General features: G+C 70.3%; 23 protein-coding genes. 11 read left to right on the top strand and 12 right to left on the bottom strand.

All coding sequences use genetic code 11. The annotated features are described in order from the left end of the window. The 10 genes from VFX14_15850 to VFX14_15805 all read left to right on the top strand — a co-directional run. A partial coding sequence (locus VFX14_15850; GenBank protein ID HEU5191159.1) for an ATP-binding cassette domain-containing protein occupies nt 1-324 on the top strand: 324 nt, incomplete at its 5' end. 57 nt (nt 325-381) lie between these two features. Next, the gene (mlaD, locus tag VFX14_15845; GenBank protein HEU5191158.1) at nt 382-822 is read left to right on the top strand and encodes an outer membrane lipid asymmetry maintenance protein MlaD; all 441 of its coding nucleotides are present in this window, start codon (nt 382-384) and stop codon (nt 820-822) included. Between the two features lie 17 nt (nt 823-839). Beyond that, nucleotides 840-1,478, top strand: coding sequence for an ABC transporter substrate-binding protein (locus VFX14_15840; protein HEU5191157.1), 639 nt, complete (start codon nt 840-842; stop codon nt 1,476-1,478). A 28-nt stretch (nt 1,479-1,506) separates the two neighbouring features. Further along, complete coding sequence (locus VFX14_15835) at nt 1,507-3,171, top strand: isocitrate lyase/phosphoenolpyruvate mutase family protein (protein ID HEU5191156.1); 1,665 nt, start codon at nt 1,507-1,509, stop codon at nt 3,169-3,171. Between the two features lie 5 nt (nt 3,172-3,176). Then, nucleotides 3,177-4,427 carry a thiamine pyrophosphate-dependent enzyme gene (locus VFX14_15830; GenBank protein HEU5191155.1) on the top strand — a complete coding sequence of 417 codons (1,251 nt, stop codon included), beginning with the start codon at nt 3,177-3,179 and terminating at the stop codon, nt 4,425-4,427. After that, the gene (locus VFX14_15825) at nt 4,424-5,164 is read left to right on the top strand and encodes a phosphocholine cytidylyltransferase family protein (GenBank protein ID HEU5191154.1); all 741 of its coding nucleotides are present in this window, start codon (nt 4,424-4,426) and stop codon (nt 5,162-5,164) included. The genes VFX14_15830 and VFX14_15825 overlap by 4 nt, the downstream gene beginning before the upstream one ends. A 1-nt stretch (nt 5,165) precedes the next feature. Next, nucleotides 5,166-6,344, top strand: coding sequence for a CDP-alcohol phosphatidyltransferase family protein (locus tag VFX14_15820; GenBank protein ID HEU5191153.1), 1,179 nt, complete (start codon nt 5,166-5,168; stop codon nt 6,342-6,344). A 62-nt stretch (nt 6,345-6,406) separates the two neighbouring features. Next, complete coding sequence (locus tag VFX14_15815; GenBank protein ID HEU5191152.1) at nt 6,407-7,384, top strand: lysylphosphatidylglycerol synthase transmembrane domain-containing protein; 978 nt, start codon at nt 6,407-6,409, stop codon at nt 7,382-7,384. A 44-nt stretch (nt 7,385-7,428) separates the two neighbouring features. After that, nucleotides 7,429-8,502: an inositol-3-phosphate synthase gene (locus VFX14_15810; protein ID HEU5191151.1), complete on the top strand. Its 1,074-nt coding sequence runs from the start codon at nt 7,429-7,431 to the stop codon at nt 8,500-8,502. Nucleotides 8,503-8,578: 76 nt separating this feature from the next. After that, nucleotides 8,579-11,320 (top strand): MMPL family transporter, encoded by a 2,742-nt coding sequence (locus VFX14_15805; protein ID HEU5191150.1) that lies wholly within the window; start codon nt 8,579-8,581, stop codon nt 11,318-11,320. A gap of 5 nt (nt 11,321-11,325) precedes the next feature. On the opposite strand, the gene VFX14_15800 is transcribed toward VFX14_15805, so the two are convergent. Together VFX14_15800 and VFX14_15795 are read right to left on the bottom strand one after the other, a co-directional pair. Further along, nucleotides 11,326-13,050, bottom strand: coding sequence for a hypothetical protein (locus tag VFX14_15800; GenBank protein ID HEU5191149.1), 1,725 nt, complete (start codon nt 13,048-13,050; stop codon nt 11,326-11,328). 26 nt (nt 13,051-13,076) lie between these two features. Beyond that, nucleotides 13,077-13,853, bottom strand: coding sequence for a 2OG-Fe(II) oxygenase (locus VFX14_15795; GenBank protein HEU5191148.1), 777 nt, complete (start codon nt 13,851-13,853; stop codon nt 13,077-13,079). A gap of 40 nt (nt 13,854-13,893) precedes the next feature. Between VFX14_15795 and VFX14_15790 the strand changes: the two genes are divergently transcribed. Further along, a complete protein-coding gene (locus VFX14_15790) occupies nt 13,894-15,174 on the top strand; it encodes an MFS transporter (GenBank protein HEU5191147.1) in 1,281 nt (426 codons plus the stop codon). Here the strand turns inward: VFX14_15790 and VFX14_15785 are convergent. From VFX14_15785 to VFX14_15740, 10 genes are all read right to left on the bottom strand, one after another. After that, nucleotides 15,134-15,535, bottom strand: a complete 402-nt coding sequence (locus VFX14_15785; GenBank protein HEU5191146.1) for a luciferase family protein — start codon at nt 15,533-15,535, stop codon at nt 15,134-15,136. The genes VFX14_15790 and VFX14_15785 overlap by 41 nt on opposite strands. A gap of 17 nt (nt 15,536-15,552) precedes the next feature. Then, a complete protein-coding gene (locus VFX14_15780) occupies nt 15,553-16,722 on the bottom strand; it encodes an MFS transporter (protein ID HEU5191145.1) in 1,170 nt (389 codons plus the stop codon). A gap of 83 nt (nt 16,723-16,805) precedes the next feature. Next, nucleotides 16,806-17,567 (bottom strand): methylmalonyl-CoA epimerase, encoded by a 762-nt coding sequence (mce, locus tag VFX14_15775; protein ID HEU5191144.1) that lies wholly within the window; start codon nt 17,565-17,567, stop codon nt 16,806-16,808. Nucleotides 17,568-17,602: 35 nt separating this feature from the next. After that, nucleotides 17,603-18,715, bottom strand: a complete 1,113-nt coding sequence (locus VFX14_15770; protein HEU5191143.1) for an aldo/keto reductase — start codon at nt 18,713-18,715, stop codon at nt 17,603-17,605. 2 nt (nt 18,716-18,717) lie between these two features. Then, a complete protein-coding gene (locus VFX14_15765) occupies nt 18,718-20,313 on the bottom strand; it encodes a CopD family protein (GenBank protein ID HEU5191142.1) in 1,596 nt (531 codons plus the stop codon). A gap of 4 nt (nt 20,314-20,317) precedes the next feature. After that, nucleotides 20,318-20,704 carry a copper resistance CopC family protein gene (locus VFX14_15760; protein ID HEU5191141.1) on the bottom strand — a complete coding sequence of 129 codons (387 nt, stop codon included), beginning with the start codon at nt 20,702-20,704 and terminating at the stop codon, nt 20,318-20,320. A 4-nt stretch (nt 20,705-20,708) separates the two neighbouring features. Beyond that, the gene (locus VFX14_15755; GenBank protein HEU5191140.1) at nt 20,709-21,737 is read right to left on the bottom strand and encodes a GNAT family N-acetyltransferase; all 1,029 of its coding nucleotides are present in this window, start codon (nt 21,735-21,737) and stop codon (nt 20,709-20,711) included. Beyond that, nucleotides 21,734-22,624, bottom strand: coding sequence for a 2-hydroxy-3-oxopropionate reductase (locus VFX14_15750; protein ID HEU5191139.1), 891 nt, complete (start codon nt 22,622-22,624; stop codon nt 21,734-21,736). The genes VFX14_15755 and VFX14_15750 overlap by 4 nt, the downstream gene beginning before the upstream one ends. Nucleotides 22,625-22,726: 102 nt before the next feature. Next, nucleotides 22,727-23,542 (bottom strand): hypothetical protein, encoded by an 816-nt coding sequence (locus tag VFX14_15745; GenBank protein ID HEU5191138.1) that lies wholly within the window; start codon nt 23,540-23,542, stop codon nt 22,727-22,729. Then, nucleotides 23,542-23,904 carry a hypothetical protein gene (locus tag VFX14_15740; GenBank protein HEU5191137.1) on the bottom strand — a complete coding sequence of 121 codons (363 nt, stop codon included), beginning with the start codon at nt 23,902-23,904 and terminating at the stop codon, nt 23,542-23,544. Before VFX14_15740 ends, VFX14_15745 begins: the two co-directional genes overlap by 1 nt. Nucleotides 23,905-23,909 lie beyond the last annotated feature (5 nt).

Raw genomic sequence — 23,909 nt, 5'->3', positions numbered from 1 at the left:
GGCATGCGGAAGCGAGTGGCCATCGCCCGCGCCCTCGTCACCGAGCCGGAGGTGGTGTTCTTCGACGAGCCCACCACCGGCCTGGACCCGATCCTCGTGAACACCATCCACCATCTCATCGTCGAGCTGCATCGGAAGTTTCGGTTCACCGCGATCGTGGTGAGCCACGAGATCCCGGAAATCTTCCAGATCGCCGATCGCGTGGCCATGCTGCACGACGGGGTGATCGTCGACAGCGGGACCCCGGAGGCGATTCAGGCCTCGCCGAACCCCATTGTCCAGCAGTTCATCCGTGGCGAGGTCGAGAGCCTGGCGGATCGCTGATGCGTGGTGGACGCGGGCCGCGAGGTCAGGCAAGATTCTGAGGGGAGACGACGACACATGAGGCGTTCGGCGCTCGACGTGGCGGTCGGAGTGTTCCTGCTGATCGGCATTCTCGCGCTCGGCTGGCTGTCCGTCCGGCTGGGCCGCGTCGACCTCTTCAGCAGCCCGGGCTATGTCGTCTTCGCCGACTTCCCCTCGGTGGGCGGGCTCAAGGCCGGCTCCTCGGTGGAGATCGCGGGGGTCGAGATCGGCCGCGTGGACCGGATCACGCTGTCCGACTACCAGGCGCGCGTCGAGATGGTCATCAGGGGCGACGTGAAGCTTCAAGAGGACACCATCGCGTCCATCAAGACGCGGGGCCTCATCGGCGAGAAGTTCATCAAGATCAATCCCGGCGGATCCGAGAAGCTAATCAAGCCGAACGGCAAGATCACCGAGGTGGAGCCGCCGGTCGACATCGAGGAGCTCATCTCGAAGTACGTGTTCGGGAAAGTCTAATGCGTGGAGGTTATTCGATGCTTCGTCGTCTCTTCCTGGGCGCGCTCGCCGCGTCCCTGCTCGCTCTCCCCCTTGCCGCGTGGGCAGGTCAGCCCACCGAGCAGCTCAAGGGGGCAATCGACCGCGTGGTCAAGACGCTCGACAACCCCGCCCTGAAGGGCGACAACAAGGTGACGGAGCGCCGCGCTGCCGTCCGCAAGATCGCCAACGACATCTTCGACTTCAACGAGATCGCCCGGCGGTCGCTGGGCCGCCACTGGGCCGGCAAGACCGATGCCGAGCACGAGGAATTCGTGGGCCTCTTCGCCGACCTCCTGGAGCGCTCCTACATCTCCAAGATCGACACGTACGGGGGCGAGAAGATCACCTACACCAGCGAGCGGAGCGAGGGCGACATCGCGGTGGTGGGCACCAAGATCATCAGCAAGAGCGGCACCGAGGTGCCCATCGACTACCGGATGCTGAAGAAAGGCGACCGGTGGCTCGTCTACGACGTGAGCATCGAGGGCGTGAGCCTCGTCTCGAACTACCGGACCCAGTTCAACAAGATCATCCAGACCTCCTCCTATCCCGAGCTGATCAAGAAGATGAAGACCAAGCAGGGGGAGCTCATCTCAGAAACCGAGAAGCCGGCGGCCAAGCCCAAGACCCAGTAGGGGCGCAACCGGCCAGGGAGCCCTCGCCATGACCAAAGCTGCGATGCTGCGCTCGCTTCTCCGTCGACCCGGGCTCGTCCCGATGGTCGGCGCTCACGACGCCCTGTCCGCCCGCCTCATCGAGGCGGCGGGCTTCCCGCTGGTGTGGTCGTCGTCCTTCGCGGTGTCCGCCGCCCAGCGCGCGATGCCCGACGTGAACCTCCTCACGATGACGGAGAATCTCGAGACCGCCCGCTACATCAACGACGCCGTCTCGGTCCCCGTCATCGCCGACGCCGACAACGGCTACGGCAACGCCGTCAACGTGGTCCGGACGGTGGAGGAGTACGAGCGGGCGGGCGTCGCCGGGATCTGCATGGAGGACAACATCTTCCCCAAGAAGTGCAGCCTCTACCCCGGCATGCGTCGCGAGCTCCTCTCCATCGAGGAGTTCGCGGGCAAGATCCGTGCCGCGGTGAAGTCGCGGCGCGATCCCGACTTCGTGATCATCGCGCGCGTCGAGGCCCTCATCGCGGGCTGGGGCATGAAGGAGGCGCTGCGCCGGGCCCACGCCTATGCGGAGGCGGGCGCGGACATGATCCTCATGCACTCGAAGTCGAAGACCGCCGCCGAGATCCTGGAGTTCATGCGGCAGTGGGAGCGCCCCACCCCGGTGGTGGTGGTGCCCACCCTGTATCCCTCGGTGACCTTCGAGGAGCTGGAGGGGGCGGGCGTCAAGATGGTGATCTGGGCCAATCAGGCGCTGCGCGGCGCCGTCCGGGGAATGCAGACCGCCCTGGCCACCCTCGCGCGCGAGCGCCGGCTGGACGCCCTCGACCCGCACATCGTGCCGCTCGAGGAGATCTACCGGCACGTGGGCGTGGCGGAGTTCGAGGCCATCGAGGCCGAGTACCTGCCTCGCGAGAGCCAGGTCCGCGCCGTCATCATCGCGGCCGGCTCCGGCAAGTCGCTCCTCCCGCTCACCGAGGACCGTCCCAAGTGCATGCTCGACATCAAGGGCCGGACCATCCTCGAGCGGCAGATCGATACTCTGCGCGCGTGCGGCGTGCATGACATCGTGGTGGTGCGCGGCTACCGCAAGGATCAGGTGACGGTGCCGGGCGTGCGCTACTTCGACAACGACCGGTACGAGGAGACGGGCGAGCTCGCCTCCCTCTTCGCCGCCGCGCCGGCGCTGAGTGGCCGCGTCCTCTTCCTCTACTCCGACATCCTCTTCGAGCGCTCGGTGCTGGAGCGCCTGCTCCGCGCCGAGTCCGACTGCGCGGTGGTGGTGGACCGCGCCTGGGTGGATCAGCGCGACCGTCTGCTCCCGCTCGCCAAGCCGCTCGACCTCGTGGTCACCGAGCATGCCCCCGCCGCCGGGCTCCGCGCGCTGGGCGATGGCGGCGACGACACGCTCGTGACGGTGGGGGCCCGGGTGTCGCCCGAGCGCGCCAACGGCGAGTTCATCGGGATGGCGCTCTTCTCCGAGCGCGGGACGCAGGCGATGCGCGGCGCGTGGGAGGCCGCCCGCGCGGCGGGCCGGGGCCGCTTCCACGAGGCGGACGGCGTGGAGCACGCCGCCTTCACCGATCTCCTGCAGGAGCTGGTGGCGCGCGGCGAGCGCGTCCACTGCGTGGACGTCTACAAGGGCTGGCTCGAGGTGGATACCTTCGAGGACTACCAGCGCGCGTGGGCGGAGATCAAATCCTAGTCGTGATGCCAATCTCCGGCAAGGAGTTCATCGAGGCGGCGGAGAGCGAGGGGCACGATTTCTTCACGGGCGTGCCCTGCTCGCTGGTGGGCGACGCCATCGCCGCGCTCGAAACGCACCCGCGCCTGCCCTATGTCCCCGCCGTGCGCGAGGACGTGGCGGTGGGGATGGCGGCGGGCGCCTGGCTGGCCGGCCGCGCGCCCTTCGTGATCATGCAGAACTCCGGCCTCGGCACCAGCCTCAACGCGGTGGTCTCCCTCTCCCTGATGTACCGGCTTCCCGCCGTGCTCCTCGTGACCTGGCGGGGCCACGGCGGCAAGGACGCGCCCGAGCATCTCGTGATGGGCGACATCTCCCCGCGCCTCCTCGACCTCATGGGCGTGCCGCATCGGGTGCTGTCCGCCGACACCGCGCCCACCGACATCGCCTGGGCCCGCGCCGAGTCCACGCGCCTCTCGCAGCCGGTCGCGCTCCTGCTCCCGCCGGGCGTCATGGCCACGCGTTCGCACGCGGAGACGGGCCACGGTGGTCCGCAGAACACCTCGCGCACCGGCGGGTCGAATGCCGGCGGGGGGAGAGCGGGGGCCATTTCTGGGCCCCCGCTGATGGTAGACAGAAATCCAGCGCAGAGCGTGGTTCCAACGGGAGACCTGACGCCGAAGATCTCGCGGCTGGAGGCGCTGCGGGCGGCGATGGGGGCGGTGGGCGATGCGCCGGTGGTGCACGCCAACGGCTTCATCTGCCGCGAGTCGTTCTCGCTGGGTGACCGGCCGCAGAACTTCTACATGATCGGCTCGATGGGCCTGGCCTCGGCCATCGGCCTCGGGGTGGCGCTGGCCCGGCCGGAGCGGCCGGCGGTGGTGTTCGACGGGGACGGCAACCTGCTGATGAACCTTGGCATCCTCCCGATGATCGGCGGCGGTCCCCTGATGGGCGCTGGCCGGCCCGCGAACTTCGTGCACGTGGTCTTCGACAACGCCGTCTACGGCTCCACGGGCAATCAGGCTTCGCCGTCGCGCCACGCGCGGCTCGACGCCATCGCGGCGGCGTCGGGGTACCGGAGCGCCGTCGCGGTCGCCGGGGGCCCCGAGGTGCGCGAGGCGGTGGCGGCGGCGCTGCGCGAGGGCGGGCCCGCCTTCGTCCTCGTCAAGGTCACCGCGGAGGAGCAGCCGGCGCCGCGCATCCCCTATCCGCCCGAGGAGATCCGCGATCGGTTCCGCGGCGCGCTCGCGGGCGCGACAGCGGGGCACCGATGAAGGCGATCGTGCTCGCGGCGGGGGTCGCCCGGCGCTTGGCGCCCATCACCGACCACACGCACAAGTGCCTGCTCCCCATCGGCGGGCGCCATCTCCTCGATCGCATGCTGGACGCGCTTGCCGCGCACGGCGTGGAGGAGACCGTGCTCGTGGTGGGCCACTGCCAGGACCAGGTGCGCGCGGCGGCGGGCGGCCGGCGCGGCGGCATGCGCATCCGCTATGTCGAGAACCCCGACTACCAGAAGGGCTCGATCCTCTCGCTCTGGCGCGCCCGCGAGACCCTGCTCCAGGACACCACGCTGGTCATGGACGCCGACGTGCTCTTCCCGCCCGAGTTCCTCGGCCGGCTCATCGCCTCGCCCAGCGCGAGCGCGCTGCTCCTGGACCGCGGCTTCACGGACACCGGCGAGGAGGTGAAGCTCTACGGGATCGGCGATCGCGTGATCGCGCTCGGCAAGAAGTTCGTGCCCGAGCGCTGGGAAGTGGTCGGCGAAGGCATCGGCTTCTTCAAGTGCGGCGTCGCGCACGCCCCCGAGTACATCCGGCTCCTCGGCGAGTCGATCGAGGAGACGGGCGGCACCAACGAGTACGAGGACGCGCTCCACCGGCTGCTCGCCCGCGTGCCCGTCGGCTGGGTCGACGTGACCGGTATGCCCTGGACCGAGGTGGACTTCGCCGAGGATCTGCGGCGGGCCGAGGTCGATGTCCTGCCCCGCATCGCGCGGTTCGGATCCTGAGGTGGCGGGCGCCCTCCTGTACGTCCCCGATGCGGAGAGCGCCGCGCTGGCGGGCACGGTGGTGGCGGGCCGTCCGCTCGCCCTCCGCGCCGCCGTCGCCGCGGTCCGCGCCGGCGCCACCGTCGTGGGAATTCCCGCCGGCCTCCGCACCGAGAATCTCGAGCGCCTGATCGGGCGCACCCGCGACCTGCGCGGCCGCGTGCGCTGGCTCGAGGGCGCGGGCGCCGCGCTGGAGATCGCGGAGCGCGGCGCCCTCTTCCTACCCGCCTCCACCCTGCTCGACGCGCGCACCCTGGGCCCGCTCCTCGCCGACCCTCCGGAGGCAGCGGGCGCGGTGCTCACCGAGGCAGGCGCGCCCGTCCTTCTCCTGACCGCGGAGGCCGCCCGTCGCTTTGCCGGCGCAGTGGCCGCGGGCGCCCCCCTCGGCGCCGAGCTCGGGCGCCACGTCGCGGCCACGCGTCCGAAACCCCTGTCGGCGGCCGGCCTCTGCTTCGCCGTCGGCGACACGGGCGACCTCGCGGAGGCCGAGCAACGCCTCTACGCGGGGCTGGGCACGGACAACGACACCGGGGTGGACCAGTACCTCCATCGCCGCAGCTCGCGCCGGATCACGCGCATGCTCGTGCGCACGCCCGCCACGCCGAATCAGGTCAGCGGCCTGAGCCTCGTCATCGGGCTGGGCGCGGTGTGGTGCTTCTGGCACGGCACCGCGGCTTCCGCCGCGGTGGGTGTGCTCGCCTACGCCGTGGCATGCATCGTGGATCACTCCGACGGCGAGCTGGCCCGGCTCACCTTCCAGGAGTCGCGCTTCGGCGCGCATCTGGACTGGGCCATCGACACCGTGATCCACTCCGGCCTCGTGCTCGCGATGGCCGTCGCGGCCGGCCCCGGATGGGTGGACGCGGCGATCGGCGCGGTGGGGGCCTCGGGGGTGGCGCTCAGCGCGCTCTTCGCCCGCTACCTCCCCCGCGAGATCGCGGTGGGCGAGACGGTCGGCGGCGCCCTCAAGAACATGGGCAACCGTGACCTCTTCTACGCGCTGCTGATCGTGTTCGTGCTCCTGCGCGCGGCGCTGCCGGCCGCTCTGCCGATCCTCGCCCTCGTGGTCGCGATGGGTTCGCAGTCGTACTGGCTGGCGTGCGTGGGCCGCATTCGCCGCGGCCGCCCCTCCGCGCGCTAGCGGGACGGAGTCGCCCGATTTCCCTCCGGCGCGCCGTCCGCCCGCTCGTGATGGTGGTGGGCTTGGGCGTGGTCGCGTACCTCGTCTACCGGGTGGGGCCATCCACCATCCTCGACGCGATCACCACGCTGTCGTGGCGGATTCTCATCGTGCTGTGCTTCCCCTACGCGCTGACGAGCACGCTCGACACCGCGGCGTGGCGCTTCGCCTTTCCCGATCGCGTGCCCCCGTTTCCGAAGCTGTGGACGGCGCGCCTCGCCGGCGAGGCGGTCAACTACACCACGCCAACCGCCTCGGTGGGCGGCGAGCCCGTGAAAGCGTACCTCCTGCGCTACTGGGTGTCCCCGGTCGAGGGGCTCACCTCGGTGATCGTGGACAAGACGGCGATCGTGCTGGGCCAGGGGCTGTTCGGCCTGCTCGGGCTCGCGCTCGCGTGCACGGTCGTCCCCGTCTACGGACCGATCATCACCGCGATGACCGTGCTGCTGATCGTCCAGGCCCTGGCGATGACGGGCTTCGTCGCGGTGCAGCTCATGGGCGCGGCGGGGCGCGGCGGACGGCTCCTCGCCCGCTTCGGCATGGGGCCGAGTCGGAGCCGGCAGGAGCGCCTCGAGGGGCTCGACCGGACCCTCGCGATGTACTACCGGGAGCAGCGGCGCCGGCTGGCGGCCGGCGTGTTCGTGCACTTCCTGGCGTGGACGCTCGGCAGCCTCGAGATCTTCCTCGTCCTCAACTTCCTGGGGCTGCCTGTGCCGCTCCTCACCGCGATGGTGCTGGAGGCGTGCGCCGCCGCGGTGAAGTTCGCGAGCTTCATGATCCCGGGCTCAATCGGCGCCCTCGAGGGCAGCAACGTGGCCATCTTCGCCGCCTTCGGCTACGGTGGGGCGATCGGCCTCACCTACACGCTGGTGCGCCGGCTGCGCGAGCTCACGTGGGCCTCCGCGGGCATGATCGCGCTCGCCGCCCTCAGCGGGCGGCCCGCTCCCGTCGAGCTCGACGAGGCGGACGGCCCGCCCCCCCGGCCCGCGGCGATGTGCTAGACTCGACGGCGCGTCGCCACCCCAGCGATTCCACGGAGGGACCCTTGGCCCCGGTTCGCGTCGCGATTGTCGGTGTCGGCAACTGCGCGTCCGCCCTCGTGCAGGGCGTCCACTTCTACCGCTCCGCTTCGGACGACGGCTTCATCCCGGGCTTGATGCGGCCCCGGGTAGGCCCCTACCACGTCGGGGACATCGAGTTCTCGGCCGCCTTCGACATCGACGCCCGCAAGGTGGGCGTCGATCTGTCGGAGGCCATCGCCCGGGAGCCCAATAACACCGTTCGCTTCGCCGAGGTACCCCGCCTCGACGTGCCGGTGCACCGGGGGATGACGCACGACGGTCTCGGGCACTATCTTTCCCAGGTCATCACGAAGGCCCCCGGCTCCACCGCCGACATCGCCGGCATCCTGCGGGAGACGCGCACCGACGTGGTGGTCAACTTCCTGCCCGTCGGCAGCGAGATGGCGACGAAGTGGTACGTGGAGCAGGTGCTGGACGCCGGGTGTGGCTTCGTCAACTGCATCCCCGTCTTCATCGCGCGCGAGGAATACTGGCGCCGGCGCTTCGAGGAGCGCGGACTGCCCATCGTGGGCGACGACGTGAAGTCGCAGGTGGGCGCGACCATCGTGCACCGCATGCTCACGCGCCTCTTCATGGACCGGGGAGTCCGGCTCGACCGGACCAGCCAGCTCAACGTGGGCGGGAACACCGACTTCTACAACATGCTCGAGCGCTCCCGGCTCGAATCCAAGAAGATCTCCAAGACGGACGCGGTGCGGTCGCAGCTCGCCCACGAGATGCCCGACGACTCGATCCACATCGGCCCCAGTGACTACGTGCCGTGGCTCGCCGACCGGAAGTGGGCCCACATCCGCCTGGAGGGCCGCGGGTTCGGCGAACAACCCATCAACCTCGAGCTCAAGCTCGAAGTGTGGGACTCGCCCAACTCCGCCGGTGTGGTCATCGACGCCATCCGCTGCTGCAAGATCGCGATGGACCGGGGGCTCAAGGGCGCCCTCCTCGCCCCCTCCGCCTACCTGATGAAGTCGCCCCCCGAGCAGTGGTCGGACGACGAGGCGCGCACGCGCCTCGAGCGCTTCATCGCCGCCGCCGAATAGCCCCCGCCTCCGCGTCGGCAGACGTAGGTCCCCCCGGGACCGCGGTGCTACACTGCGTGGGTCTGCCTCGTGTCCCATGATCGCGATTTCCCGGACCGGCCGCTTGCTTCGCCGCCTCGTGCGGGTGTCCTGCCGACGCCCGTGGGTGACGGTCGGGCTCTCCCTGATCCTCGCGGCGGTGAGCGTCGCCCTCACCGTGCATGGACTCACCTTCAAGACGTCCGGCCGCGACGTGCTCCCGCAGAACGCGGGCTACGTGCAGCGCTACGTCGAGTACGCCAAGGACTTCGGCGAGCTCGAGGACATCGTGGTGGTGGTCGAAGCCCGCAGCTTCGAGGCGGCCAAGGCGTACGCGAGCCGCCTCGTCGGCGAGCTCCGCGCGTCACCGGTGAAGTTCCCGCGCGCCTCCTACCGCATCGATCCCAAGCGCTTCGAGGGCCGCCAGCTCCTGTATCTCTCCACGGACACGCTCCGCGAGATCCAGGACAAGATCTTCGACCACCAGGAGTTTATGGAGCACTTCGCGGCGGAGCCGAGCCTCGCTCAGCTGCTCGAGGGCGTGAATACCCAGTTCGCCCAGGCGTTCGTGAACAACGTCTTCGACCTGGGCCTCGAGGACAAGAACCCGGCGGACACCCGCTTCCTCCAGATGCTCCTGGAGCAGATCGACCAGCGCCTCGACCGGCCGACGGCCTATCGCTCGCCGTGGGGCACCCTCTTCACCTTCGGCAAGGACGCCGAGGCCGACGCCGGCTACTTCCTCTCCGACGACAAGAGCCTTCTCTTCGTGCTGGTGGAGACGCCCAAGGGCGACAAGGGCAGCTTCATGGGCGACCGGGCGGCCATCCAGGCGGTGCGGGACGCGGTGGAGCGGCTCCGGGAGGACTTCCCCAACGTGCAGGCCGGCGTGACCGGTGCCCCCGTGCTCTCCAACGACGAGATGACGGCGGCGTTCGAGGACAGCCAGGTCGCCACCGTGCTCTCGTTCGTCCTGACCCTCGGACTCATCTGGCTCTGCTTCCTCCGGGTCACGAAGCCCACCCTCATGTTGGTGGTCCTCGCGGTCAGCATCGCGTGGTCGATGGGGGTGGTGACGCTCTTCGTGGGCCACCTCACGATCTTCTCGGTGATGTTCATTTCGATCGTGGTGGGCGTGGGCATCGACTACGGGATCTATTTCCTCTTCCGTTACGAGGAGGAGATCTTCCTGGGCCGCAACCTGCGCGAGGCCCTCGAGCACACCGCGGGACGGGCAGGCCCGGCCATCCTGCTCGGCGCCCTCACCGCGGCGGCCACGTTCTACGTCCTGATGCTCACCGACTTCCGGGGCATCCAGGAGCTGGGCTTCATCGCGGGCTCCGCGATCATGCTGTCCTGGCTCAGCATGATGACGTTCTTCCCCGCGGTGCTGGTGATCATGGACCGCCACCACGCCGAGCGCCCACGGAACCAGAAGCCGCGCGCGCATCAGCTCGAGCGCCTGCGGGTGCCGCTCCTCGACCGCATGGCGCAGTACCCCGGCACCGTGCTCGCCGCCGGCGCCGTGGTCACGGTGGCGAGCGCGCTCACGCTGCCGTGGGTCGGCTTCGACTACAACCTTCTGAACCTCCAGGCCAAGGGCACGGAGTCGGTGGCGTGGGAGAAGCGCATCCTCGCCACCACCGGGCGCTCGGGCTTCAACGGGCTCGCCTCCGCCGCCTCGCTGGAGGAGCTGCGCACCAAGCAGCAGGCCTTCGAGCGGCTGCCGTCGGTGTCCGAGGTGGATTCGGTGCTCCGTCTCATTCCCGACAACCAGGACGAGAAGGTCAAGATCATCCGGAGCTTCGCGCCCCTCGTCTCGCCGGTGCGGATCAACCGCTCGAGCCCGGTGGATCTCGACCGCCTCACCCAGACCGTGCGCGACCTCAAGCGCCGCTTCGACTTCGCCGCCGTCGAGACCGGGGACAAGCTGCCCGAGGACATCCGTCACCTCCGCGAGCTGAGCGGCCGGCTCCTCGCCCGCCTCGCCGTCGCCGATCGCGACATGATCGAGCCGGCGCTGACGCACCTCCAGGCCCAGCTCTACCGGGACTTCGTGGACAAGTTCTACAGCCTCCAGCGCAACCTGCGCCCGCAGCCCATTACCCTCGCCGACGTGCCCGACGAGATGCGGCGGAAGTTCATCGGGGCGAGCGGCAAGTTCCTCATCCAGATCCACCCGAAGGTGGACATCTGGGAGCGCGAGGGCGCCGATCAGTTCGTGCGCGAGCTCCGCACGGTGGACCGCGACGTGACGGGGTCGCCCATCATCACCTACGAGGCGATCCGGCTCATGGAGCGCGCGTACCTGCAGGGCACGCTCTACGCGTTCGTGCTGGTGGGAGCTCTCACCTACGCGATGCTGCGCCGCGTGCGCGAAAGCCTGATCTCGCTCCTGCCCCTGGCGCTGGGGCTCCTGTGGACGGTCGGCCTCATGTGGCTCTTCGACCTCAAGTTCAATCTCGCCAACGTGTGGGGCTTGCCCCTCATCATCGGCACCTCGGCGGAGTTCGGCCTCAACGTGGTGATGAACTACATGGAGGGCCGCGAGCACGGCGGCCCGCTCGTCGCGCGCAGCACGGTGATGGCGGTGATCCTGAACGGCCTCACCACCATCGTCGGCTTCGGCAGCCTGATGGTCTCGCGCCACCAGGGCATCTACGGGCTGGGGCTACTCCTCACCGTGGGCGCGACCTGCGCCCTCATCGCGTCGCTGGTGGTGCTCCCGGTGGTGCTGCGGCTGCTGCCGCGCCCGGTCGCCGAGCCCGCCGAGATGGTCTCCCGCTCGACTGCCGCCTAGGGCGGCTAGAACGCCGCGGGCGCGGCGGCGATCGCCTCCAGGTCCGCGCGGGTGTAGGCGGCGAGGCTTCGGAAGTCCAGCTCGGTGTAGTTCTTGATCCACCGCATCGCGATTTTCTCCGCCTTCCGGTAGCGCGCCTCCGCCTCCGCGAAGGCGGCGCGGCCCCGCTCGTCGTTCACGGTGGCGCGCAGCCGCGCGAGGACGTCCTCGGTCTCCTCGCGAAGCAGCCGCTTCACGAGGGCGAAGTCGTGCGAGATCGACGGGTCGTCGCTGGCGCGCGCCTTGTGCCGGATGCGCTGGGCGATCTGCGCCACCGACATGCGCCCGGTCGCGAGGTCTTCCATGAGCGCGGGGTGGATGCCGGGCTTCCCCGCGAGGCTGTCGATGCCCTTGGCCCCGCGTCCATTCAGCCAGCCCTCGACGTACTCCACCACCATTCGGGCATTCCTCCGGGTGCCCTCGACGGTGATCGGTCCCGCCGGCACCTCGATGCGCACGGGATAGCGCTCGGGGTCCGCCATCTCGGGGGTCGGCTTCCAGCCCGAGGCGAGGAGCTGCTTGAAGGGATCACCCGCCGTCTTCATGTGGAAGATGTGGGCGACCCACGCGCGGATGAAACCCTGCTTGGCCTCCCACTCCTTGTCGCCGCGGATGGCGGCGGCGGCGGCCGCGTTCACCTCGGGGTCCTGGCTCGGCAGCGCGGTGGCCATGCCGCCAATGGGCACGGCGCCGCGCTTGAGGCAGATGGCCACGAGGCGCCGGAAGATGTCGGCGAGGAAGGGCGTGGTCTTGATGTCCACGCCGAAGCGGTCCGGCCACACCTGCGTGGGATCCGCCATGACGAACTCGAAGATGCTCGCCTTGAGGTCCCACCGTGCGGCGTTGAGACCGCCAGCGTACGGGCCGAGGGCGAAGAGCATCTCCTCCATCTGATAGACGGCGGGCAGCGACTCCACGAGGGGTATCGCGCTGATCACCGCGTTGCGGAGGAAGGGCAGCCGCTCGCGGCTCCGGTCGAAGAGGTCGCGATACCACACGCACTCCTCGGCCGCTTCGAGCTTGGGCAGGTAGAAAAAGATGCCCTGCCCGCGGCCGGCCTGGGCCCGGCCCGCGTAGAAGAGCGTGAGCGCAGTGCCGAGGATGGCGGCGGGGATGGGCGCGCCATCCACCGTGAACTCCGGCTCGTCGAGGTGCAGCCCGCGCTCGCGGTGCATGAAGAACGGCAGCGCGCCGGGGGCGATCCGGTAGTCGCGTCCGCGCTCCTCGTCGCGGTACGCGAGCTCGCCGTTGACCGCGGCGAGCCGGTTCTCCGCCGCGCGTACGGTGTCGACGAGCCGATGACCGCCGGAATCCTCGTCGTCGTCCAGATCGCCCTCGGCGCGCTCGCCCTCCGGCCCCGGATTCAGGGCGTTGATGAACATGCTGGTGATCGAGCACGGTCCCGAGATCTCGATGCCCGGGCGCCGCAGCTCCGCCGGCACCGGCGGCACCTTCCAGCCGCCAGTGTTCGCCTCGCTCCGCGGCGGATGGGCGGGCGCCACGCCGTCCTCGAGGGCGCGGCGCAGCACCACCGCCCGCTTGGCCATCAGCGTCCGCACCCGCGGGGTGAACTCGTCGTGGAGCGCGACGACATAGGCCAGGAAGTCGGGCGTGAAGAGGCGGGCGGCGCCCTCCACCGGCGTGTAGCGGACACGCTCGGCGGCCGGACGCGCGGCGGCGGCGCTGCTCATCGTGGTTCCTTTCTCGCGAGCGAGGGTCAGGCTCGGTGGCGGCGCCGCGCGCCCTGGAAGAGGCTCTTGATGCCGAAGTAGGCGAAGGCGTCCTTGAGGTTCGAGAAGGCGCGCTTGAAGCGGCCCATCTCCTGGCTCGTCACGTACTCGAGGGTCAAAACGACCCGGCGGTCGCCCGCAGAGGCGGCGCTCACGCCGTGATACACCTTGTCGCCGTTGAAGATCACCATGGCGCCCGGCGTGGTCGCCACCTCGAGATCGCGCGGGGTGCGTCCGGGCTGCCGCGTGTGCAGCCGGCACCGGAGGCGGCTCGTGGAGTTCTGGACGAGCCCCACGAGCACGGTGTAGCGCGCGCCCTTGTAGTAGGACGTGTCGTAGTGGTGGCCCATGTGATCGCCCGCTTCGGTGTAGAAGTACAGCGCGCAGGCGTGCGGGTCCTCGTCCGGGCAGACCTTGAGATCGGCCCGCACGAGCCGGCTCAGGAACGCGCGGAAGGCCTCAGACTGGTAGAAGGCGAGGAGATTCGGCCCACCCTCCGCGATGGCGAAGTGGCTGACGCTGCCCCCCTTCTTGTGACGGGGGATGTAGTTCCGGTTGAGACCGGGCTCGAGCCGCTCCACGTCCTCCAGCAGCCGCTCCACCACCGCGGAGGGCAGGAACTGGGGAAGGAAGAGAAACTCGTCCTGCTCCCAGTACTCGCGCTGCAGGCGCGCCTCGTCGAGGGCGCGCACCGCACGCTCGATCTCGAGGGCGACCGGCGGCAGCGACGGGGGCGCGGCGGGGGCGGTGTCCGGGGAGGCCATCGGCGTTTCAATTTAGCACACGTTGTGTATAGTGCCCCCAATGCAGGAGCGGCGCAGCCATCTGTTCCCCTTCTACTCGCCGGACACCCGGCGGCTCGCCGCGCTCTTCGCGATCGTCTACTTCGCGCAGGGCATGTGGTACCTGCCCAACCAGACCCTCATCATCGTGTTCAAGGACCGAGGCCTGAGCCCGAGCGCCGTCGCGAACTTCTTCCTCATCACCACGATTCCCTGGATGATCAAGCCGGTCTACGGCCTCGTCTCGGACTTGGTGCCGATCTTCGGCCGGCGCCGGAAGAGCTACTTCGTGCTGACCACCGTCGTGTCCGCCGCGGGCGGCGCCTGGCTGGCCATCTTCTCCGAGCACAAGTTCTGGGGACTGGCGATCTTCTTCACCGCAATGGGCTTGGGCCTCGCCTTCTCCGACGTGCTCACCGACGCCCTCATGGTCGAGGAGGGGCGGCCGCACGGGCTGACCGGCGCCTTCCAGGCCGTGCAGTGGGCCTCCATCACCGCCTCGTCCATCCTGGTGGGCGCGCTGGGCGGCTATCTCGCGGAAGGCCGCGAGCTGCGGCTCGCCTTCGCGATCGCCGCGTGCTTCCCCGTGGTCTCCCTCATCATGGTGTTCGGCTTCATCCGCGAGCCGCGCCGCCCCTTCGACCGCGCGGCGTTCGCGGAGACCGCCGCCGCCATCCGCGCCGCCCTCTCGCACCGGGACGTCTGGACGGTGGCGGGGTTCATCTTCTTCTTCATGTTCAGTCCATCGTTCGGCCCAGCGTTCCTCTACTACCAGACGGACGAGCTGGGGTTCAACCAGCAGTTCATCGGCTACCTCAGCGCGCTGAACTCCGCGGCGTCGGTGCTGGGCGCGATCGCCTACGCGCCCCTGGCCCGGCGCGTACCTCTCCGCTCCCTGCTCAACTGGTCCATCGGCGTGGGCGTGGCGGGCACCCTCTCCTACCTCGCCTATCAGGGCCGCACCTCCGCGGTCCTCATCGACACGTTCTTCGGCGGCGTGGGCATGATCATGCAGCTCGCCTTCCTCGACCTTGCCGCCAAGGCATGCCCGCGCCGCGTCGAAGCGACGTTCTTCGCGCTGCTGATGTCGGTGTACAACGCGGGCCAGCAGCTCTCCCAGAACGTGGGGGCGCGGCTCTACGAGACGGTCGGGTTCACCCCGCTCGTGCTGATCTCCACCGCCATGACGGCGGCGGCGTGGCTGCTCGTCCCGCTGCTCGATGTCGATCGGATCGAGGCGCAGGCGCACCTTGACGCGCGCGCTACTGCGTCCGCCGCTCCGCCCGCTCCACCTGCTGCTTGACGGTGTCGTAGCTGCGCCGCAGCCAGCGGATCGCCTTCCCCACGTCGCGCGAGGTCACCACCTCGCACTCCACCCACCCGCGGCCAGCGAAGCGGCGATGCGGCGTGATGCCGGGCACGAGCAGCGCCCGCCGCTGATCTTCCGGGCTCAGACGGATCCAGAGATCGGTGTCCTTCTCCCGGAGGGGAAAGCAGGCGAACAGCTCCGCGCCCACGAAGTAGCCCCAGCGGCCGAACATCGGTGTGATGCGCACCCGCGGCCAGGTGCCGAGCTGCGTGTTGAGCTCGCCGGCGGCGCCGCTGCCGCCCCGGGAGAGACTCCGCCGCGTCTTGCGCCCAGCGCCGGTGCCGCGGATCCGCATGCGCCGCCCCCGCATGGCTAACGCCGCCCGCCCGCGAGCTGACGCGCTTCGGGGAGACGCCGCAGCCACAGCACGGTGACGAGGCCGGCCAGGCCGCCGAGGCCGAGCATGGAGAACGCCCAGCCCCAGGCGGGCGGCGCCGAGTGGCCGCCGAAGTGATCGAGCAGCGCGCCGAACACCCAGGGCGAGATCGCGCCCGCGCCGAAGCCCAGCAGCGAGCGGATGGCGAGCGCCGAGCCGAGCCGCGCCGGGGCCACCGCCTCGGTGAGCCCCGTCGAGTAGACGGGCGAGTCGCCCAGCGCGGAGAAGCCGTACACGCAGCCCACTGCCGCGATCAGCAGCAGAGGGGCATCCAGCATCCAACCGAAGCTGAAGGAGCAGGCGGTGCTCACCGCCATCATCAGCGCGATCACCGCGGTGCGCCCCCAGCGGTCGGAGAGCCAGCCGCCGGTGCTGCCGGCGACGATGCCCATGACGTGGAACAGAGCGGACAGCCCCGCGCCCAGGCCGGCCGACCGCTCTGCGGGCGCACCGTGCGCGACGAGCACCGCCGCCATGAAGGCCGGTGTCCACGCCCACATCCCCAGCAGCTCCCACGAGTGGAAGACGTAGCCGGCCACCATGTATTGCGCCGGGCGGTTCTTGCCGAGCCCGGTCTCGAGGCTGAATCGCGGCGGCGCGACGGCGGGGGCAGCGCGGCCCCGGGCGAAGAGCGCGAGCGACAGCGCGAGGCAGAGGATGGGGCCCAGCGCGAGCGTCCAGAGGGCCGCCCGCCAGCCCGCGTGCGCGACCACCCAGCCGCCCATCGCGAGCGCGAACACGTACCCCACCGAGGAGGAGGCGAGGAACCAGCCCACCGCGCCGCCGCGCCGCGCCGGCTCGAACCGCGCGGCGATCAGCATCACGCCCGGCGTGTAGCTCCCTGCCACCGCCACCGCCATGACGAAGAACAAGATGAAGGCCGAGAGGTGCCCGTGCGCGAGCACGGGCAAGAGCAGGGCGACCGCCGCCGCGACGACGGAGGACGCGAGGAAGACGGCGCGCGCTCCCCAGTAGTCGGCCACGGCGGAGAGCACGACGAGGGACAGCGCGGTGCCCGCCTGCGAGGCGGAGCTGATGGAGCCGGCGGCCTGATTGCTCAGGCCCCACTCCGACTGGACGGCGGCGAGCACGGTGGGAAAGGCCATCGACATCACCGAGCCGGCGCCGCGGGCGATGCAGATCCCGATGAGCCAGGCCGTCTCACCGCGACGGGACGCGGCGGCGCCGCTCAGGGGAAGTGGTAGCGACTGATGTGGAGGTGGACGCCGTGGGAGGTCTTCGGCTCCACGGTGAGCTCCGCGGCTCCCACCAGCATCTGGGCGTTCGCCGCCTCGAGCCGGCTCGCGAGCGCGGCGAGGTCCGGCGCGACCATGGAGAGCGCGACCATGCCCTGCATGCCACCGACCTCGGCGACCGACACCATGAGGAGCGTCCCGCCGCCGGTCCAGCCCAGCATGCCGCGCGGCCCCCCATTGATCTCGACCTCGGGAAGATCGAACAGCGACTGGTAGGTGCGTGCGGCCGCCTGCGGATCCTCGCAGCCGATGACCAGGCGCTTGAGCCGCACGGGCGACTCCGGCGTGGGGCCGTGATCGACGGGCGTGGCCAGCTCCACGAGCACCCCCTGACACGCGGACGGATGGAGGAAGCCGATGCGGCCGGCGAGTCCGTTCCGCGGCGCCTCGTCGAGGAGGGGCACGCCACGTCGCTTGAGCGAGCCGAGCGCGTCGGCGACGTCTGGGGTCTCGAAGCAGAGATGGTGAAGACCTTCGCCCCGCTTGGCGAGGAACCGCGCGACGCCGGTGTCGGCGCGCATCGGCTCCAGCAGCTCGATCTCGCTATCGCCCGCGGCGAGCAGCGCCGCCCGCACGCCCTGATCGGCGATCGCCGCCTCGCGCAGCAGCGGCAGGCCGAGCGTGTCGCGCCAGAATCCGTAGGCACGCGCGATCGAGTCGACCACGATGCCGACGTGATGGATCTTCCGCACCATACCTTCCACACCGTAGCTCGATCGGCCCGACGAATTCAAGCCGATTCCTCACCCTGGAACAGCCGCTGGAACTCCGGCCAGGGTAGCGGCGCGACCGCGCGCACCCGCGCGTTCTCCTCGACGTGGCCGGCGCGCGCCATGCCGACCAGCGCCGTGCCCACGCCGGGCGTCGAGCGCACGAACTGGAGCGCCCGCTGGGCGTCGGTGTCGAGGCCGGGGAGGAACTCCGCGATCACCGGAGGCAATCCGCGCGCGAGCCGGCCTTGGTAGATCGACGCGGAGGTCATCACGTAGACGTCCATTCGCCGCGCCGCCTCCAGCAGGCTTACCTGCTCGCGCCCCGCGCGCTGATTGCGGGTGGTGAAGGCCTCCGTCATCCCGAGATTGTAGGGGAGCTGGATCACCCGGAAGTGATGATCCTTGCCGCCCACCGCGGTCGCCGCCTCCGTGAGCTCGGCGAGCGAGAGATAATCCGCCGCGCTCGGCTCGCCGCGGAATCCCGTCCACGTGGCCGCGCCGTACCAGCGCACGCGCTTGGCCGCCACCGCGCTCTCCAGCAGCTCGAAGGCGGCGCGGATGCGGGCGAGAAACGTGCGGCGGTCGACCTCCTGGAGCTGCGTCTCCGGGTTGTGGAGATAGTAGACGTCGATGGTCTCCACGCCGAGATTCGCGCGGCTCCGCTCGAGCTGATCCGCGAGATAGCGCGGAGCCATGCAGTGGCATCCCGCCACGATGTCGCTGGCGGTCGCGAGGCCGGCGCGCACATAGGCCTGGGCGGGCTGGCCGCGGCCGGCGGCGCCGCTGTCGCCGGGGATGAAGCCGCCCTTGGTGGCGAGGAACACCTCGGGACGCGCCACGCGCCCGCTCGCGGTGAGGCCTCGGAGCGCCGACCCGATCGCCCGCTCGCTACGCTGCCCGCGATAGTTGACGGCGGAGTCCAGCACGTTCAGCCCCAGCGCGAGGGCGCGCGCCACCGCCTGCTCGTACGCGCGGTCGGTGGCCTCGTCGTCCTCGCCCAGATAGGTGCCGAGCCCCACCGACGAGAGGGCCAAGCCCCTCCACTCGCGGAAGTGCGCGGCCGCCGCCGCCGCGCCCACCCGCGCGCGATAGGCCGCCGTCCCCTCCGCCGTCGCGTGGCCGGCCAGCACGGTCAGGCCTCCCGGTACACGAGCAGGATGCTGCCGATGAGGAGCAGCGACACCGACCAGATCCAGCCCGGCACGGCGCGGTCGCTCGACGGCAGGCGCAGCTCCAGCCAGCGCCCCCAGCCCATGAACACACCGAGAATGCCCATGGGCGCGTGCGAGACCTCCGCGAGGAACTCGCTCTTGAGATTGAACATGGCGTGGGAATGCGTGAGGAGCATACCGCCGCCGACCGCGCAAAGGACGGGAAAGACGAGCCGCCAGCCGGGGCGGGCGAGCACGCCGATCCGAACTAGCCACTCGAAGAGGCCCAAGCCTAGCACGAGCAGCACGACCAGGCGGTGCTGGAGCACGTCGGGCAGCGTCATGGTCTCCCAGAACCCCGCGGGGCCGAGCGGCCAGGCGCGCGGGTCGTTGCGCACGAACATGAACGCCGCCAGGCCCAGCAGGATCAGGGGCCAGTGGCGGGCCCAGTGCACACGGCCCGTCCGATCCAGCACGGCGAGCATACCCATGGCGAACACGAACACGCCCGCCATGTGGTGGTTGTACTCCGACCAGGCGTACTCCTCGGGCTGACGCTTCGACAGCGTGTCCTCGATGGGGGCGGCGGCGGCGAGGAGCTGCTCGACCGGCGGCGAGATCAGCCGCGGCAGCTTCGGTTCGAAGCGGACAAGGACCTCCGCGGGGGTGGCGCGGTCGGCGAGCACGTCCACCGCGGGCGGCAGCGACGTGAGCGAGGCGGCGGCGAAGAGGATGGTGAGGCCGATGCCGACTTCCGCTTCCACGAACGGCCGCACCCGGTCGGACGCCAGCCGCGCCGCCGCGCCCGTCGTCCAGCGCCGCACGAGCCGGTAGTTGAGCGCGCCCAGGACGAGCGCGCTGGCCATCAGGGCGATCTTGGTCAGCACCATCACGCCGTAGCCGGTGCCGATGAGGGCGCGCCAGTCGCCCACGTACCCGAGAGTCAGGCCCACGCCGGGCGCGATCACCAGGGCCACGCCGGCCATCGCGAGGACGGAGAAGCGGGCCAGCGCCTCCGGCGGCAGCGGCGCGCGCCAGGAGCGCGCGAGATGCATGAGCCCGCCGATCCACAGCACCGCGCCCGTCTGATGCAGCACGGTCACGAGCATCAGCCCGCCGCGTCCGTCGAGGCGGCTCACCGCGTGGGCCAGCCAGCCCGAGTTGGCGAGGACGGCGGCGCCGAGGATCAGCAAGGCGATCCAGCCAGCGTGGGCGGCCGGCCGCACGCGCGGGCGCGCCGCCGTTGCGCCGAGGGCGACGGCGAGCGCGATGCCGATCAAGCTCGCGTACCCGAAGTCGGTGGCGGCGAACTCGGCGACGGGCCAGCGCCCGGCGGCGTCCGCCAGCACCCAGGGGTGCAGGACGAACAGGACCACCGCGCGTGAGGCGGCCAGCACGAGCGCGCCGAGCGTCGCGAGGCCGAGCACCCGGCGCAGCGGCTCGGCGGCCGCGCTCGCGCCGCGTCCGAGGGCACGGAGGACGACAACGGCATAGGCGACGCCGCCCACCGCCGCACAGAGGGCCAGAAGGCCGACGCCGCGCAAGAGCACGTCGAGGAAGCCCGCGAGGAGAGTCATGCCTTCAGGGTGCGGCCTTGACGCTGAAGCGGAGCGCGCCCTCGGTGACGTGCCCGTCGGCGGCGAGCACGCGATAACGAACGACGTAGATGCCGGGTGCGAGCGGGCCCACCGGCACCACGAGGCGGTTGGCCTCCGGGCCGGCGTCGCGCGCGGCGGGAAGCGCCACCGCCTTGCCGTTCACCGCCTTGATGGTGACGCGGCTCAGCGCGGCCTCGATCCGGCTGTTGAAGCGCAGGATGATGCGCCCGGGCGATTCGGTGAGGACGGCGTCGTGCGTGGGCGACGATTCGAGGACGATGGCGTGGGCGAGGACTCGCGGGGCAGCGGCGAAGCCGCACGCGAGAGCGAAAACGAGGGCAAGGGCCGCGCGGAGGGCGGCGCGGATCACGGGATCAGCGCCAGTCGTCGAGCACCAGGTCGTTGGGGTCTTCGTCCTCGATCTGCTTCCCCCGCTTCATGCGGACCATGGTGAAGTCGATGTGATAGCCGCGCTCCACCAGGACCTGGTGCGCGTTCCAGTAGTAGGTGTAGACCGGCGCCAGCACCCGCGAGAGCTGCAGCTCGTGCGCGAGATCCTCGAGCGCGCTCAGAAAGAAGTGCAGGTTCTCGGGCTTGCGATGCCGGGGATCGATGGCGAGGTACTTCACATAAAGACAGCCCTGCGGCGCCTCGCTCACGCCGGGCGTGTGGATGATGGCGAAGCCGATGACCTCGCGCCCCTTCTCGAGCAGGACGGTGTCGCCGAGGGCGAGGCCGTCCACGATCTCGACCTCCTTGCCCACGTCGAGCCCGCGCGAGACGGCGTTGGTGATCCGCCGCAGCTTGAGGATCGCCGCCTTCTTCTTGGCTTCCTCGAGCGAGGAGTAGCGCCGCACCGCGAGGACGGGCTTGGCCAGCTTCACCGCCTGCACGATCTCTCGACGGTCGAGCGGCTTCGCGGTGATCATCACCAGCCCACGCGGCCGGTAGCCGAAGCGCCCGTAGAAGCTCAGGTGCTTGGGGCTGTGGGGATAGGTCACGAGCCCCTGCAGGGCCGCCTTGTTCTCGTCGAAGAACCCCTGGCAGGCGGCGACCAGCTGCTGGCCGATGTCCTGGTTCTGGTAGTTGGGCAGCACCGCCACCGGGCCCACGAGCCCGAGGGTGCCCCACATCACCGCCACCGCCGCGCCCACGATCTTGCCGTCGCCTTCCTCGGCGACGAAGCAGCCCCAGGGCTCCATGAGCCAGCGGTGGTGCACGTACTGGGCGCCGCCGAACACCTGCCGCGGTCGCGTGCCCATCTGGCGCTCGAAGAAGTCGGCGAAGGACTGCTCGATGACGTCCCGCACCTTGGACAGGTCACCCTTGCGGACCCGACGGATCTTGATGAGGGGCGAGCGTCCCTGCGAGTCGAGCCCCGGCCGGTCGACGGTCGCTCTCATGTGGTGTCGGTGAACCCCGCGAGCTCCTCGAGGAGCGTGATGACGCCCGAATGATCGAGACCACCCTTGCCCTTCACGCGCATCGCGTTGAAGAGCTCCTGCACGACCGCGGTGGCGGGCAGCGGCACGCCGAGCGCGCGCGAGGACTCCATGATCAGCCCCAGATCCTTGAAGTGCAGGTCGATCTTGAAGCCGGGCTTGTAGGTCCCCGCGACGTAGTTCGGCGTCTTCTGCTCGAGGCACTTTGAGCCGGCGAGCCCGCCGCCCAGCGCCTTGAGGGTGAGCTCGCGATCGAGCCCCGCCTTGCGGGCGAGTGTGAGCGCTTCGCCGAGCGCGGTGAGGTTCACCGCGACGATGATCTGGTTGGCGAGCTTGGTGAACCCGCCCGCGCCGAGCGGCCCCAGGTGCGTGATGGTCTTGCCCATGGCCTGGAAGATGGGGAGCGCGGCGTCGAAATCCGCCTTCTCGCCACCCACCATGATGCTCAGCGCGGCGTCGATGGCCCCCTTCTCGCCGCCGGAGACCGGCGCGTCCACGGTGCGCACGCCCTTGGCGGCCAGCGCCTTTCCGACCTTCTGGGACACCAGCGGGGAGATCGTCGACATGTCCAGGAGGAGGAGCCCCTTGCGAGCGCCCTCGATGATCCCATCCCTGCCCAGCGCCACCAACTCCACGTCCGGGGAGTTGGGGAGCATGGTGATGATGACGTCCGCCTGCCCGGCGACTTCCCTGGGAGAGCCGGCGGCCTTGGCCCCGGCACCGACCAGCTCCTGGACCGGCCCCTGACTCCGGCTGTGGACAACCAGTGGGTAACCCGCCTTGAGCAGGTTCTTGGCCATGGGGCGACCCATGATGCCCAGCCCAATGAATCCAACGGTTTGCGCCATCACGACCTCTCGGGCAACACGACGGGAAGGAACCGCTCGACCCCGAAGGGGCAAATTAGCAGAGGGTGACTCGGCGAGTCAAGCGGAAGGGCGGGTATCTCCCTATTGCGGAGGGGGGAGACGGTAGATAGCGGTGTGCAAAACGTGGGCAACCGGGCGGTCGCCGGCGGAGATGAGAAGGTCCAGCTCGACGAACTCCCGCTCCTTCTTCTCGAACAGGCTCCGTACCCGCCCCCGCGTTGCCAGGGTCTCCCCCACCCGGGCGGCCGAGAGATGCTCGATCACGCTGCCCACGTGGATCCATGGCCCCAGCCGGACGTTTTGCGACAGGGCCTTGTTGGCCTGGTCGAGGTAGAAGGCCGGGTGGATGTAGGCGCCCGGCCCGCGATACAGGGCCAGATCATCGTCGACCTTGTCGAGCCACGCGGCGGCCGCGTCGGCATCGTAACGATTCACCGGCGAGCCCATCACGCGACCCTTGGAGAGATTCGCGGCGACCGCGGGCGGCCGCTCCGCGGGCAGTGGAGCCGCGACATACCCGGCGGGATCGGGCGCGCTCCCCCGCCCCCTCGGCAGCGTGGCCGTCGCCGTCGAGCATTCGCCGCCCGAGCCGGTGCGCACCGACACGGTCGCGGTGGCGCCCTCGGCCGCCACACCGGTCGGCCCCCCCACCACGGCCTCGTCGCCCTCGAACAGGGGCTTGGTGAAGCGCACCGACGCGGTGCCGCGCTCGAGCCAGTCGGGCCCCCAGGCCGCGACGAGGGGATGCGTCACATACGCATAGACGGTCACGCCGGGCACGAGCCCGCCCGCGAAACCATAGCTTCGCGCGACGTCATCGTGGTGAATCGCGTTCTCGCTCTGTGTGGACGTGTTGCGGGCCTTGATCCGGTACTCGGGGAGGGCGGAGGGTGCCATCAGCGCGCGCCGCCGCCGCAGCCGCCCATGAACTGACCGAGGAGGGTGATGCGCTCACCGCCTTCCAGCGGCGAATCGAGCTGATGGTGAACGCCCAGCACCGCGTCGTTGACGACGACCTCGATGGACTCGCCCAGCTCCGTGCGCGTGGGATTCCAGAGGGCGTCGTCCAGCTCGGGAAAGCGGCGCGAGAAGCGGCGGAGGGCCGTCCGCACGGTGTCGCCGTCCGCGTACGGCTCCTCGAAGACGCGCGAGCCACCCCCGTCGCCTCCCACGTGCTTCGTGACCCACGTGGTGACTTCGACGGTGACCGGCAACGCCTTCACGGCCTTGGACTGCCCTCGCTCCGCTCGGGAACCCATTACGT

It is taken from the genome of Candidatus Methylomirabilota bacterium, from assembly GCA_035764725.1.
Lineage (GTDB): Bacteria > Methylomirabilota > Methylomirabilia > Rokubacteriales > CSP1-6 > DASRWT01.
The sequence above is the reverse complement of the archived record's forward strand: the minus strand, read 5'-3'. Positions and strand labels throughout refer to the sequence as shown.